This is a genomic window from Rhizobium sp. NFACC06-2 (assembly GCF_900101425.1).
In the GTDB taxonomy this organism is placed as follows: domain Bacteria; phylum Pseudomonadota; class Alphaproteobacteria; order Rhizobiales; family Rhizobiaceae; genus Agrobacterium; species Agrobacterium leguminum.
Genome location: NZ_FMVA01000003.1, coordinates 432,270 through 446,425 on the forward strand (window position 1 = coordinate 432,270; position 14,156 = coordinate 446,425).

Here is a 14,156-nt window from a genome sequence, read left to right on the forward strand (position 1 = left end):
CGCGAGAGGATGCCTCCCGTTTCTTCTCCCCGCCGGGGAGAAGATGGCCCGAAGGGTCAGATGAGGGGGCAAGCTTACCGCATATCGCTACCCTCGCCCCCTCATCCCGCTGCCGCGACCTTCTCCCCGGCGGGGAGAAGGCGAAAGACGCAACCGCTCGGCCGAAATGCGGGCGGTGTAGACAATCAAGCCGCCTGCCGGTCCCAACTTGCGAAAGGATCGGGCAGGTGCCGCCATGCATCCGGCGTGAATGCCTCGGTATCGATCAGGCAGGCGTCGAGCTGCGCGCGGATGCGCTCCTCGTTCATCGGGTCGGAGCCGATGAAGACGATTTCCTGTCGCCGGTCGCCGAAGACCGGATCGAGATAGGGCTTCATCATATCGAGGAACTGCTTTTCGCGGGGCCATTGCTCCTTCGGCACGGCGGACCACCACAGGCCCATCTTGCCGGTGCGCACCAACGCGCCGGCCTGGCTGATCTCGCCGACATAACGCGGACGCGTCGCCAGCCAAAAAAAGCCCTTGGCGCGCACCACGCCTGGCCAGGCGCGGTCGATGAAACGCTGGAACATCACGGGGTCGAAGGGTTTTTGGGCGCGGTAAACGAAGGAGCGGATGCCATATTCCTCGGTTTCGGGAATGTGGTCCTTGAAGCCGTGCAATTCCTTGAACCACAGGGGGTGTTCTTCGGCCCTGGCGAAATCGAAACGTCCCGTGCCCAGAACCTCCTTCAGCGCTACTTTGCCGAAATCGGCTTCAATCAATTTCGCATCCGGGTTCAGCCCGACAATGATCTTTCGGGCGGCGTCTCGCTGTTCCGGTGTGGCAGTCCCGATCTTGTTGAGAACGACGACATCGGCAAATTCGATCTGCTCCACCAGAAGGTCGACGATGGTGCGGTTGTCGCCATCGCCGGCCGTTTCGCCCCGGTCGGCCAGAAAATCGGAGGAGCCGTAATCGTTGAGAAGATTGGCGGCATCCACCACCGTCACCATGGTGTCGAGACGCGCGACATCGGAAAGGCTGCGGCCGTTTTCATCGCGAAAATCGAAGGTTGCGGCGACCGGAAGCGGCTCGGCGATGCCGGTGGATTCGATCAGCAGGTAATCGAAACGGCCCTGTTCGGCCAGCGCCCGCACCTCCGTCAAGAGGTCGTCGCGCAGCGTGCAACAGATGCAGCCATTGGTCATTTCCACCAATTGCTCCTCCGTGCGGGAGAGATTGGCGCCGCCATCGCGCACCAGTGCGGCGTCGATATTGATTTCGCTCATGTCGTTGACGATCAACGCCACGCGCAGACCATCGCGATTGGCGAGAATATGGTTGAGAAGCGTCGTCTTGCCGGCGCCGAGAAAGCCGGAAAGCACGGTGACGGGAAGTTTTTGCGACATATGGACCTCGTTCTTTGGCAAAGCTCGCGTGGACCTCATGGCGGCCACGCGCACGATCTGGAAATGACGGGTTCAGTGCTGCCCCGTCCTTGTTTTGTAACGTAATAACATTACATGCTGGCCGCCTGTCAACGGGCGACAGAAAAAAGCGTCCCCGCAATGCGGAGCTGCGGCTTATGCGAAGCGCAACGTATCTTTCCGATAGTTAATGTTATTTCATTACATATTCGTTTGACGAATGTAATAACATTACATATCAAAGGCCATCGAATGACATCCTGCCCCGGAGGGATCGATGAGCGATCCGTGCCTCGCCTTCAAAAACCTGACGCTTGGATATGCCGGCCGCGCGGCCGTGCATCATCTGAATGGCGATATCGCCAAAGGCTCGCTCACTGCGGTGGTCGGCGCCAATGGCTCGGGAAAATCGACGCTGATGAAAGGCATTGCCGGCATTTTGAAGCCGCTCGGCGGCGAATGCCGGGTAAGCCCAGATACGTCCGTCGCTTATCTGCCGCAGCAATCGGAACTCGACCGCTCTTTCCCGGCGCAGGTGCGGGATCTGGTGGCGCTTGGTCTCTGGCCGAAACGCGGCTTGCTTGGTCGCCACCGTCCCGAAGACCGGGCGGCGATGGGCCGCGTGATGGAGGCGGTCGGGCTTTCCGGTTTTGAAAAGCGCAATATCGACTCGCTTTCCGGCGGGCAGATGCAGCGCGCCCTGTTTGCCCGCGCCATGTTGCAGGATGCGCAGCTGATCCTGCTTGACGAGCCCTTCAATGCCGTCGACGAGCGCACTGTTTCCGACCTTATGGTCCTCATCAAATCATGGGTGGTGGAGGGACGCACGGTTCTGGCCGTCCTTCATGACTTCCAGCTCGTGCGGCAGCATTTTCCAGAGACCCTGTTCCTTGCCCGAAAGCTTGTCGGCCTTGGTCCTACAGCAGAAGTTCTGAAGGCGGAGAACATCCGGCAGGCGCGGCATTTCCACGAGGCGTGGGAGGAAAATGCTCCCTGGTGCGAGCCGGCCGAGGCGCCTTCGCCGCAGATCGTCGGGGCAAGTCCGCAGGCGGCATCCGCCCATTCCCATGCCCACTCCCACGCGAATTCGAATGTCCATGGCTGATATCTTCATCCAACCCTTCGTCCAATATGTCTTCATGCAGCGCGCGCTTGCCGGTGCACTGATCCTTGCCATCAGCTGCGGCCCCGTCGGTGTGTTTCTGATGCTGCGCCGCATGAGCCTGACGGGCGACGCCATGTCCCACGCCATCCTGCCGGGAGCGGCGGTCGGGTTTCTGTTCTACGGGCTGGAAATCCTGCCCATGACCATCGGCGGGCTGGCCGTCGGCCTCCTGGTCGCGCTGGGTGCCGGTGCTGTGTCACGCTTCACGATCCAAAAGGAAGATGCGTCGCTTGCCGCCTTTTATCTCATCTCGCTGGCGCTCGGCGTGCTGCTCGTCTCGTGGCGCGGTTCCAGCGTCGATCTCATGCATGTGCTTTTCGGCACGGTGCTGGCGCTGAACAATGAGGCGCTCGGCCTGATCGGCGGCATCTGCATCGTGACGTTGGTGGTGATGATCACTTTCTGGCGGGCGCTGCTGGCGGAATGCCTCGATCCCCTGTTCCTGCGCTCGGTCAGCAACTGGGGCAGCCCGGTGCATTTCCTCTTCCTTGCCATCGTCGTGCTCAATCTGGTCGGCGGCTTTCAGGCGCTCGGAACGCTGCTTTCGGTCGGGCTGATGATGCTGCCCGCAGCCGCCAGCCGTTTCTGGTCCAACCGTGTCGCACCCATGTGCTTCATTTCCATCGGCATCGGCATGGTGTCCTGCTTTGCCGGTCTGCTTTTGTCCTATCACGCGTCGCTGCCATCCGGCCCGGCGATCATCCTTTCCGCGGGCGTCATCTATGCGCTCTCCACCCTCATCGGCACGCGCGGCGTGCTCAGCGATCTTCTCGGTTCCGGCCGTCACAGGACGGCCTGAAAACAGCGTTCGAAAAAGGAGAACCTTCATGTTCAAAACCTTCCGTCTGGCCACCTGCGCCAGCCTTCTTTCCCTCTCCCCGGTTCTGATGGCGCAGGCCTCCGCCGCCGAACTCAAGGTCGTTGCCAGTTTCTCGATCATCGCCGATTTCGCGAAAAACGTCGGCGGCGACCGCGTCGAAATCACCACGCTCGTCGGGCCGGATGGCGACGCCCATGTCTATGAACCCCGCCCGGCCGATGCCGTCGCCGTCAGCAAGGCGGATGTGGTGCTGGTCAACGGTCTGGAATTCGAAGGCTTCCTGAAGCGGTTGATCGACACCAGCGGCACCAAGGCGCCGGTGGTAGAGCTGACCAAGGGTGTGGAGCCGCTCAAGCTTTCCGAAGAGCCGGCCGGTCACGCCCATCCGGAGGCCAAGGAAGAGGAAGGTCACGACCACAAGGCAGAGGAAGCCGGCCACAGCCATGAGACCGCAGAGGCCCATGATCACGACCACGGCCATGAGGGACATCACCATCACGGCGAGTTCGACCCGCATGCCTGGCAGTCGATCAAGAACGCCGAAATTTACGTAAAGAACATTGCCGGCGCCTTTTGCGAGGTCGACAAGGCCGGTTGCGCCACCTACACCGCCAATTCGGACGCCTATATCGCCAAGCTTGCCGCTCTGAACGAGAAGGTGAAGACCGATATCGCCGCCATCCCGCCGGAAAAGCGCGTCATCATCACCTCGCATGACGCCTTCGGTTATTTCGAGCATGCCTATGGCCTGAATTTCCTCGCGCCTGAAGGCGTATCGACGGAATCCGAAGCCTCAGCCGCCGATGTCGCCAAGCTGGTGGATCAGGTGAAGCACGACAAGGCCTCGGCGATCTTCGTCGAAAACATCACCGACAAGCGGCTGATCGACCAGATTGCCAGCGAAACCGGCCTGAAGGTTGGCGGCACGCTCTATTCCGACGCGCTTTCGACTGCCGACGGCCCGGCTGCAACCTATATCGACATGATCAACCACAATATAGAGACGATAACGGCGGCTGTGCTCGGCCAGTAAGTTCGACCATAGCGCTGTGAGTTCGGGGAGGGTGGCTTGTGCCGCCCTCTCTGCTTTTGTGTTTATGCCATGGCCCTGGAACTCTTCCTTTAGCGATTTCCATATTGGTGCTACAAAGCCTCCTCATGTCCGATGCGCTTCACATCTTCACCGACGGCTCCTTCGACGATGCTTCCAGCTCCGGAGGATGGGCGTTCGTGGTTCATGAAGCGGGCCACCAAGTCCATTCCGCTTCAGGCAGGACTGTCGGCACATCGAACAATACGTTCGAGGTCCTCGCCGTTCTCAACGCACTATCCTGGATCGCCGCCGAGGCGCCAACACGGGCTGTCACGCTCTGGACGGATGCCGTTCATGTTATCGAAGGCTGCCGCCGATACAGGGCGATCTGGCGCAACAACGGCTGGAAGCGGATCACGCCCAATCAGCGCACCCGTCGAAGGCCGATCCACGACAGGGACATCTGGCAGCAGCTCGACAGCCTGCTGGAGCTGCATCCCCATGTGGTTATAGAATGGTGCAAAGGGCATTCCGGCACTGTCGGCAACGAGCATGCCGATGCTTTGGCGCGGGGAGTGGCCCGCGCGACGGCGATTTAGCGGGTGGCCGTCAGTCGCCGTGATTCGGCGCTTTAACCTCTTCACTTCAGCCATCTCCCGTCTCAACCTTTTTCCGTATCGAGCGGTCGCGCCGGTACTCTTTCGGGACTCCAACCGAATGGTGTGCACGCACGGCCGCTTGCCGGTTGACAATCGACGTCCCGTTTGAAATGGTAAGATGTCAGACCAATTTAGAGGATGCGTCTTGGACAGGTCCAGCCGGGAACTCATGCAGCCGATTCCGCCGAGCGACCGCGTGCGTCAGGTCGAGGCCGCGCTTTCCGACTATGTGGAGCGGGCGGGGCTGAAGGCGGGAGACCGGCTGCCGGCCGAGCGGGAACTAATGGCGGCGCTGGGTGTGGGGCGGTCCACAATCCGTGAAGTCATTCGCAAGTTTCAGGCGCTCGGCGTTATCGATAGCCGCAAGGGCAGCGGCAATTATCTGCTGAAGCCGATTTCCGCTGCCACCGTGCATATGCCGATTTCCATCGATGCCGAAAGCCTGCGCGATGCGCTGCTGATGACGCTGGAGGTACGGCGCGGCATCGAGGTCGAGGCCTCCATGGCCGCCGCGCGCCGTCGCACGCCCGAGGATATCGCCACCATGGAAGCGCGGCTCGATGAGATGGAGCGGGTGCATCTGGCCGAGGGAACCTCTGGCAAGGCGGACCTCGCCTTTCACCTCTCTATCTATGACGCCACGCATAATTCGCTGTTCAAGCAGCTATTGGAGCAGATGCGCGAGGGTTTTGAACGCTTCTGGTCGAAACCCTTTGACCGGCCGGATTTCGCCAGCCGCTCCTTTCCCTTTCATCGCACCCTGTTCAACGCGATCGCCGCAGGAGACGCGGAAACGGCGCGGGAAGAAACACTGAAAATCCTCGCTGTCGTCGAGGAAGATATCAAGGACATGTCGAAATGAACCATGGCAACGATCTCTTCGATCCCGCCTCCCTGATCGTCGCCCATGACGAAGCCCACGCCTTCGAGGCCGTCGTGCCGCCCATCGTGCAGACGTCGCTGTTCACTTTCTCCAGCTACGACGAAATGGTCTCCACCTATCGCGGCGAGAAGGTGCGGCCGGTCTATACGCGCGGACTGAACCCTACCGTTCGACTGTTCGAAGAGATGCTGGCAAAATTGGAAGGGGCGGAAGACGCGCTGGGTTTTGCAAGCGGCATGTCGGCGATCTCATCCACCGTGCTTTCCTTCGTGTCGCCCGGTGACCGGATCGTCGCGGTGCGCCACGTTTATCCCGATGCTTTTCGGCTGTTCGGCACCTTCATGAAGCGCATGAATATCGAGGTGACCTATGTCGATGGTCGCGATGAGGCGGCGGTTGAAAAGGCGATGCCGGGCGCAAAGCTGTTCTACATGGAAAGCCCAACGAGCTGGGTGATGGAAGCCCATGATGTCGGCGCGCTCGCCGCCATCGGTAAGCGGCATGGCGCCGTGACCGTCATCGATAATTCCTGGGCAAGCCCGGTCTTCCAGCAGCCGATTTCGCTGGGCGTCGATCTCGTCGTGCATTCGGCATCGAAATATCTCGGCGGCCACAGCGACGTGGTCTCCGGCGTGGTTGCCGGTTCGAAGGCCATGATCGACCGCATTCGGGCGGAAGCCTATCCCTATCTCGGCGGCAAGATGTCGCCTTTTGATGCCTGGCTGCTCATTCGCGGGCTTCGCACCCTGCCGCTGCGCATGAAGGCGCATCAGGCCTCGGCTTTGGATATCGCAACGCGTCTTCACGCGCTCGACGTCGTGGAAACCGTCTGCCATCCGGGGCTGGCGAACCGCCTGCCGCCGGGTCTCAACGGCACGTCGGGCCTGTTTTCCTTCATCTTCAAGGAAGGCGTGGATGTGCGCGCTTTTGCCGATCGGCTGAAGCTTTTCAAACTGGGTGTTTCCTGGGGCGGGCATGAAAGCCTCATCGTCCCCGGCGAAGTGGTGCTTGAACAGAAGGCGCAGCCAAACTCCGCCCACACTTTCGGCATCAGCGCGCGGTCCGTGCGTCTGCATGTCGGGCTGGAGGGCACGGAAGCGCTCTGGAACGATCTCGAACCCGCGATCAAGGCGGCTACCGCCGCCTGACGCATTTTTAAACTGACGACAAAAAAGGGGAGAACGACATGAAAAAACTGGTAACAGCAGCAATCTTCACCGCCCTGATGACCGGAACGGCGCTGGCGGACACGACCTTGAAGCTGGTGGAAGTCATCACTAGCCCGGAACGCACCGAAACGCTGAAAGGCATCGTTTCGAAATTCGAAGCGGCCAATCCCGGCACCAAGGTGGAAATCGTCTCGCTTCCATGGAGCGAGGCTTTCCAGAAATTCGCCACCATGGTCTCCGCGGGCGATATTCCCGATGTGATGGAAATGCCTGATACCTGGCTGTCGCTCTATGCCAATAACGGCATGCTCGAAAGCCTTGAGCCCTATCTCGCGAAGTGGGAACACACCGCGGGCCTCAGCGACCGTACGCTTGAACTCGGCCGCGACGTGAAGAACACGGCCTATATGCTGCCCTACGGCTTTTACCTGCGCGCTATGTTCTACAACAAGAAGCTGCTGGAACAGGCAGGCGTGAAGGAGCCGCCGAAGACGCTCGACGAATTCGCCGATGCCTCGAAGAAGGTCGCGGCCCTTCCCGGCAAATATGGCTATTGCCTGCGCGGCGGCCCCGGCGGCCTCAACGGCTGGGTGATGTTCGGCGCTTCCATGGCAGGTTCGAACGAGTTCTTCACCAAGGACGGCACCTCCACCTTCGACAGCCCCGGCTGGGTGAAGGGCTTGACCTATGTGATCGATCTCTACAAGAACGGACTGGCGCCGAAGGACAGCGTCAACTGGGGCTTCAACGAAATCGTTGCCGGCTTCTATTCCGGCACCTGCGCTTTCCTCGATCAGGACCCGGATGCCCTTATCGCCATTGCCCAGCGTATGAAGCCGGAAGATTTCGGCGTCATGACCATGCCGAAGGGACCTGACGGCAAGACCTTCCCGACGATTGGTTTCGCCGGCTGGTCGATGATGTCGAAATCGGAAAACAAGGACCTTTCCTGGAAGCTGATCGAGACGCTTGAAGGGCCGGAAGGCAATATCGAGTGGAACAAGAAGACCGGCGCGCTGCCGGTGCACAAGTCGGCGGAGAAGGACCCTTTCTATGCCAGCGAGCAGTTCAAGGGCTGGTTCGACGAGTTGGCCGACAAGAACGCCGTGCCGACGACGATGCCGACCTATCTTGAGGAATTCGCCTTCTTCAAGGACTCGCTCGTGATCAAGACCTCGCAGGAAGCGCTTCTCGGCGACATCACGCCGGAAGACCTCGCCAAGCAATGGGCTGATTACATGACCAAGGCGCAGCAGAAGTTCCTCGCCTCGAAGTAACGACATTGACCGGCCGTGCGGGCGCAAATGCCCGTGCGGCGGGTCTTGCCGGCCTTCGCTGCGACAGGCCTTTTTCTTGCAATTTTTCGGATCGGCAAGCCGAGAGGCTGGAAAACCCGTCCGTTTCGTCGTCCGATCAGGGAGCGATATAATGTCCTATGCCCATGGCGCCGGGCCGGTGGCTGCGCGCAAACCGGCTGGCAAGCCTGCGATGCGGCGGTTTGCCGATTGGGCCGAACCGTGGCTTTACAGCGCGCCCGTGCTGGTGCTCATCGTCGCCGTCATGCTGGTGCCGCTGGTGCTCGGCCTTTCCTATGCTTTCCGTGATGTGCAACTGCTCAATCCGTTTTCGGGCGGTTTCGTTGGCCTGAAACATCTGGAGACGTTGTCGCAGGATGCGGCCTTTTACCGGGCGCTGAAAAACACGCTGTGGTGGACCGGCGCTTCGGTTTTCCTGCAATTTTTCTTCGGCCTTATTCTGGCGCTGCTGCTCGATAAACCCTTTGCGGGCAGGGGGCTGGCGCAGGCGCTGGTATTCCTGCCATGGGCCGTGCCCACCTTCCTTGCCGGTCTCAACTGGGCGTGGCTGTTCAATCCGGTCATCGGGCCGCTGCCGCATTGGATGGTCTCGCTCGGGCTGTTATCCGCGCCCAACAATATCCTCGCCGATCCGCAGCTTGCGATGTGGGGGCCGATCATCGCCAATGTCTGGTGGGGCATTCCCTTCTTCGCCATAACCCTTCTTGCCGCCCTTCAGGCGATCCCGCGCGATCTCTACGAGGCTGCGGAAATTGACGGGGCAAACCCGTTGCAGCGCTTCACCTCCATCACCCTGCCGTTTCTGGCGCCCACCATCGCCATCACCATCCTGCTGCGCACCGTCTGGATCGCCAATTTCGCCGATCTCATCATCGTCATGACCAATGGCGGACCGGCCGACCGCACGCAGATTGTTGCTAGCTACATCTTCACGCAGGCCTTCAAGCGGCTGGACTTCGGTTACGCCTCGGCGATTGCGCTGGTGCTGCTGGTGCTGCTGCTTGCCTATTCCATGCTGATCGTGCTGCTGCGCCAGCGCCTGATCGAGAAGGACTGACCGATGACATCAAGGATTTTTCTCACCCTTGCCCATCGTCTCGCGACCCTCGCCTACATCGCCTTCGCACTGTTCCCACTCTTCTGGCTGCTGAAGGTTTCCGTCACGCCGAATGACCTGCTTTACAGCGAAGGTGTCAGGATGTGGCCATCGCGCGCGACATGGGATCATTATCGTTTCGTCATAGAAAACAGTGCTTTCCCGACGTTTTTTAAGAACAGCGTCATCGTCGCGGGCTCCACGGCGATTGCCGTCACGATACTCTCCTCGCTCTCGGGTTACGCGCTTTCGCGTTTCCGTTTCAAGGGCAAATACTGGATCGTGGCGCTCATGCTGATCACCCAGATGTTTCCGCTGGTCATGCTGGTCGCGCCGATCTTCAAGATGCTTTCGCCGCTCGGCCTCACCAATAGCCTGACGGGCCTCGTCATCGTTTATACCGCCTTTAACGTGCCCTTCGCCACCTTCCTGATGCAATCCTTCTTTGACGGCATTCCGAAAGATCTGGAAGAAGCGGCGATGATTGACGGGGCAAGCCGGTTTACGGCCTTCCGCCAGATCATCCTGCCGCTGACGCTTCCGGGCATCGCCGCGACGCTCGGCTTCGTCTTCACCGCCGCGTGGAGCGAGCTGCTGTTTGCGCTGATGCTGATTTCCGGAAACCAGAGCGCCACTTTCCCGGTCGGCCTTCTGACCTTCGTTTCGAAATTCTCCGTCGATTTCGGGCAGATGATGGCGGCGGGCGTCCTGGCTCTCATCCCGGCCTGCCTCTTCTTCCTGCTCATTCAACGTTATCTCGTGCAGGGCCTGACGGCCGGCGCGGTGAAAGGATAATCCCATGGCTTCCATCGAGCTGAAGAATGTCGGCAAAACCTATGGCGACCTCGCCGTCCTGCATGGCGTCGATCTTGATATCAGGGATGGCGAGTTCATCGTGCTCGTCGGTCCCTCCGGCTGCGGAAAATCGACGTTGCTGCGCATGATCGCGGGACTTGAAGAGATAACATCCGGCGACCTGTCCATCGACGGCGAACGCGTCAATGATCGCCGGCCAAAGGATCGCGACATCGCCATGGTCTTCCAGTCCTATGCGCTCTATCCGCACATGAGCGTCGCCGACAATATGAGCTATAGCCTGCGCCTGCGTCGCAGCCCGAAGGAAACCATCGCGGCGGCGGTGGCCGGTGCTTCGGCAAAACTCGGCCTCGATCCCTATCTCGCCCGCCGCCCGAAGGCGCTCTCCGGCGGCCAGCGTCAGCGCGTCGCCATGGGCCGCGCCATCGTGCGCCAGCCAAAGGCCTTCCTGTTCGATGAGCCGCTTTCCAACCTCGATGCCCGGCTGCGCGAGCAGATGCGTGCCGAAATCAAGCGCATGCATGCCGATCTTGGTGCCACCTCGGTTTACGTCACCCACGACCAGATCGAGGCTATGACGCTTGCCTCACGGATCGTCGCCATGAATGCCGGCCATGTGCAGCAGATCGGCGCGCCGCTCGATCTCTATGACCGTCCCGCCAATCTCTTCGTCGCCGGTTTCATCGGATCGCCCGGCATGAATTTCCTCGAAGGAAGACTCGTGCAGGAGAATGGCGGCAGTTTCGTCGTGCTGGGTGACGGCACGCGTCTGGCGCTTGGTCGGGAAGTGAAGCTTGCCGATGGCGAACCGGTCACGCTCGGCATCCGCCCGGAACATGTGACCGTAGCGCCGGTTGAAGGCGGTGTGGAGGCAACCGTCGATCTGGTCGAGCCGACCGGCCTCGGCGTCATCCTGCACCTCACCGTGCATGGATTGCCGTTCAAGCTGTTTTCATCGGACCGGGCATTGTTGCAGCCGGGTAAATCCCTGCGGGTCGGTTTCCCGCAGGAAAGGCTGCATGTCTTCGACAGGAATGGCGTCAGAATTGGGGAGGCGTGAGGCTCAGGCCGATATCGCCTTACCCTTTTCATCGAACCTGTGGATCTTGGTGTCATCCGGCGTGATGAAGACGGTATCGCCGTGTTTGCATTCGAACTCGCCATCGGTGCGGGCAGTAATCGGCCCGATGCCGTTCACCTCGAGATGCAGGAAGGTATCCGATCCGAGATGTTCGGCGACGGTGACCTTGCCCTGCCACAGCCCGCTTTCCTTCGACAGCACCAGATGCTCCGGCCGCACGCCGGCGGTGGTCGCGCCCTTTTGGCGGGCGAAGTCACCGGTCACCAGGTTCATGCGCGGCGAGCCGATGAAGCCGGCGACGAAGAGGTTGGCGGGGGAGCGGTAAAGCTCCATCGGCGAGCCGACCTGCTCGATATTGCCGCGGTTGAGGACGACGATCTTGTCGGCCATGGTCATCGCCTCCACCTGGTCGTGGGTGACGTAGATCATCGTCGTCTTCAGCGTATTGTGCAGTTCTGAGATTTCCAACCGCATGGTGCCGCGCAGCGCCGCATCGAGGTTGGAAAGCGGCTCGTCGAACAGGAAGGCGGAGGGTTCGCGCACGATGGCGCGGCCGATGGCGACACGCTGGCGCTGGCCGCCCGACAGCTGCGAGGGCCGGCGCTCGAGATAATCGGTAAGGTTCAGCACCCTTGCGGCGTCTTCGACCTTTTTATCGATGATCGCCTTGTCGAGCTTGGCCATCTTCAGCGGAAAGGCGATGTTGTTTCTCACACTCATATGCGGATAAAGCGCATAGGACTGGAACACCATGGCAAGGCCGCGCTCGGCGGGCGCGCGCTCGGTCACATCCTTGCCGTCGATGACGATCTTGCCGCCGGAAACATCTTCCAGCCCGGCAATCAGGCGCAGCAGCGTGGACTTGCCGCAGCCGGAGGGGCCGACGAAGACGACGAATTCGCCGTCATGGATATCGAGATCGATCGACGGGATGACTTTCGCCTCACCGAAGAGCTTGGACACGTTCTGAAGGGAAATGCTGCCCATGTTTGTCGTTCCTTATTTCACGGCGCCGAAGGTCAGGCCACGCACGAGTTGTTTCTGCGAGAACCAGCCGATGACGAGAATGGGGGCGATCGCCATCATCGAGGCGGCCGAGAGTTTTGCCCAGAACAGCCCCTGCGGACTTGAGAAGGAGGCGATGAAGGCCGTCAGCGGGGCGGCATTGGTGGTCGTCAGCCGGATGGTCCAGAAGGATTCGTTCCAGGCGAGGATGACGTTGAGGAGCAGCGTCGAGGCAATGCCCGGAACCGCCATCGGCGTCAGCACATGCACGATCTCGTTCCACAAGGATGCGCCATCCATGCGGGCGGCTTCCAGAATCTCGCCGGGGATTTCCCGGAAGTAGGTGTAGAGCATCCAGATGACGATCGGCAGGTTGATGAAGGTGAGCATGATGGTGAGCCCGATGCGGGTATCGAGCAGGCCGGCATTGCGGAAGATCAGGTAGATCGGCACCAGCACGGCGACGGCCGGCATCATCTTGGTGGAGAGCATCCACATCAAAATGTCCTTGGTGCGCTTGGTCGGCGAGAACGCCATGGCCCAGGCGGCGGGAATGGCGATGATCAGCGCAATGATCGTCGAGCCGAGCGACAGCACCACCGAGTTCATGAAGGGCTTGAAGTAATCGCGCTGGGTCTGGACCGTCACGTAATTCTCGAGCGTGCCGGACGGAATGAGGCTGAAGCCGGCGATGGCCTCCGGCTCGGTCTTGATCGAGGTGAGGAAGGCATAGAGGATCGGGAAGAACAGCAGCAGCGCCACGGCCCAGGCCGCGATGGAAAAGCCGATCTTTGCGCGAGTGGTTGTCTTGCGGGCCATGATGTTTCCCCCTTACCGGTCGAGGTTCTTGCCGACGGCGCGCATCAGGAAGATGGCGACGATATTGGCGAGGATGACGGCGATGATACCGCCGGCCGAAGCCCCGCCGACGTCATAGCCCAGAAGTGCGGTGCGATAGATGAGGAAGGCAAGGTTGGTGGAAGCGTAGCCTGGGCCGCCATTGGTGGTGACGAGGATTTCCGCGTAGACGCCAAGCAGGAAGATCGTCTGGATCAGAATGACGACGGTGATGGCGCGGGAAAGATGCGGCAACGTCAGATAGATGAAGCGGTTGACGAAGTTGGCGCCATCCATCTCGGCGGCTTCCTTCTGTTCGCCATCGAGCGACTGCAGCGCGGTCAAGAGGATCAGTGTTGCAAAGGGCAGCCATTGCCAGGCGACGATGATGATGATGGACAAGAGCGGAAACTGCGCGAACCAGTCGACCGGCTGGAAACCGAAGAAGCGCGACAGATCGGCAAGCACGCCGTAACCGGGATGCATGATCATGTTCTTCCACACCAAAGCAGCCACCGGCGGCATGACGAAGAAGGGCGAGATGATCATGATGCGCACGATGCCCTGGCCGAAAATGTCATTGTCGAGCAGAAGCGCAATGGCGATGCCGCCAACCACCGTGATGAGCAGCACACCGCCGACGATCAACAGCGTGTTCCAGATCGACTGGAAGAAGGCCGGGTCGGTATAGAAATACTGGTAATTGAACAGACCAGCGAAGCTGACATTGGCCGGGTTGAGGAGATTGTAGTTCTGGAACGAGAACCAGAGCGTCATCGCCAGAGGCACGATCATCCACACCAGAAGCAGCAGCACCGATGGCGCAAGCATGACCCGCGCTAATCCGCTTGTGTTTCGGGTTGCCAT

Annotated in this window: 14 protein-coding genes; 10 read left to right on the forward strand and 4 right to left on the reverse strand. The window is 60.4% G+C overall.

The features are described 5' to 3' along the window. Window positions 1–185 precede the first annotated feature (185 nt). Window positions 186–1,391 (reverse strand): zinc metallochaperone GTPase ZigA, encoded by a 1,206-nt coding sequence (gene zigA, locus F3H58_RS08810; protein ID WP_149741921.1) that lies wholly within the window; start codon window positions 1,389–1,391, stop codon window positions 186–188. 295 nt (window positions 1,392–1,686) lie between these two features. Here zigA and aztA point away from each other — a divergent pair, with 295 nt between their 5' ends. From aztA to F3H58_RS08860, 10 genes are all read left to right on the forward strand, one after another. Continuing rightward, window positions 1,687–2,514, forward strand: a complete 828-nt coding sequence (aztA, locus tag F3H58_RS08815; protein WP_149741922.1) for a zinc ABC transporter ATP-binding protein AztA — start codon at window positions 1,687–1,689, stop codon at window positions 2,512–2,514. Next, the gene (aztB, locus tag F3H58_RS08820; RefSeq protein WP_149741923.1) at window positions 2,507–3,373 is read left to right on the forward strand and encodes a zinc ABC transporter permease AztB; all 867 of its coding nucleotides are present in this window, start codon (window positions 2,507–2,509) and stop codon (window positions 3,371–3,373) included. The genes aztA and aztB overlap by 8 nt, the downstream gene beginning before the upstream one ends. A gap of 28 nt (window positions 3,374–3,401) precedes the next feature. Next, entirely contained in the window at window positions 3,402–4,427 is a 1,026-nt protein-coding gene (gene aztC / locus F3H58_RS08825) for a zinc ABC transporter substrate-binding protein AztC (RefSeq protein ID WP_149741924.1), read from the forward strand. A gap of 125 nt (window positions 4,428–4,552) precedes the next feature. Continuing rightward, on the forward strand, window positions 4,553–5,026 hold the full coding sequence (locus tag F3H58_RS08830) for a ribonuclease H family protein (protein WP_149741925.1): 474 nt from the start codon (window positions 4,553–4,555) through the stop codon (window positions 5,024–5,026). A gap of 229 nt (window positions 5,027–5,255) precedes the next feature. Continuing rightward, complete coding sequence (locus F3H58_RS08835) at window positions 5,256–5,948, forward strand: FadR/GntR family transcriptional regulator (protein WP_003525094.1); 693 nt, start codon at window positions 5,256–5,258, stop codon at window positions 5,946–5,948. Continuing rightward, the gene (locus tag F3H58_RS08840) at window positions 5,945–7,117 is read left to right on the forward strand and encodes a PLP-dependent transferase (protein WP_149741926.1); all 1,173 of its coding nucleotides are present in this window, start codon (window positions 5,945–5,947) and stop codon (window positions 7,115–7,117) included. Before F3H58_RS08835 ends, F3H58_RS08840 begins: the two co-directional genes overlap by 4 nt. A 38-nt stretch (window positions 7,118–7,155) precedes the next feature. Then, window positions 7,156–8,415, forward strand: coding sequence for an ABC transporter substrate-binding protein (locus F3H58_RS08845; RefSeq protein WP_149741927.1), 1,260 nt, complete (start codon window positions 7,156–7,158; stop codon window positions 8,413–8,415). A 151-nt stretch (window positions 8,416–8,566) separates the two neighbouring features. Beyond that, window positions 8,567–9,511, forward strand: a complete 945-nt coding sequence (locus tag F3H58_RS08850; RefSeq protein WP_149741928.1) for a carbohydrate ABC transporter permease — start codon at window positions 8,567–8,569, stop codon at window positions 9,509–9,511. A gap of 3 nt (window positions 9,512–9,514) precedes the next feature. Further along, window positions 9,515–10,345: a carbohydrate ABC transporter permease gene (locus tag F3H58_RS08855; protein WP_149741929.1), complete on the forward strand. Its 831-nt coding sequence runs from the start codon at window positions 9,515–9,517 to the stop codon at window positions 10,343–10,345. Between the two features lie 4 nt (window positions 10,346–10,349). After that, a complete protein-coding gene (locus F3H58_RS08860; RefSeq protein WP_149741930.1) occupies window positions 10,350–11,426 on the forward strand; it encodes an ABC transporter ATP-binding protein in 1,077 nt (358 codons plus the stop codon). Between the two features lie 3 nt (window positions 11,427–11,429). On the opposite strand, the gene F3H58_RS08865 is transcribed toward F3H58_RS08860, so the two are convergent. The 3 genes from F3H58_RS08865 to F3H58_RS08875 form a co-directional block, all read right to left on the reverse strand. Beyond that, window positions 11,430–12,434: an ABC transporter ATP-binding protein gene (locus F3H58_RS08865; protein WP_149741931.1), complete on the reverse strand. Its 1,005-nt coding sequence runs from the start codon at window positions 12,432–12,434 to the stop codon at window positions 11,430–11,432. Window positions 12,435–12,446: 12 nt separating this feature from the next. Further along, window positions 12,447–13,271, reverse strand: a complete 825-nt coding sequence (locus tag F3H58_RS08870; protein WP_003525171.1) for a carbohydrate ABC transporter permease — start codon at window positions 13,269–13,271, stop codon at window positions 12,447–12,449. A 12-nt stretch (window positions 13,272–13,283) separates the two neighbouring features. Beyond that, the coding region (locus tag F3H58_RS08875) for a carbohydrate ABC transporter permease (protein ID WP_080857880.1) at window positions 13,284–14,156 on the reverse strand (873 nt) is incomplete at its 5' end.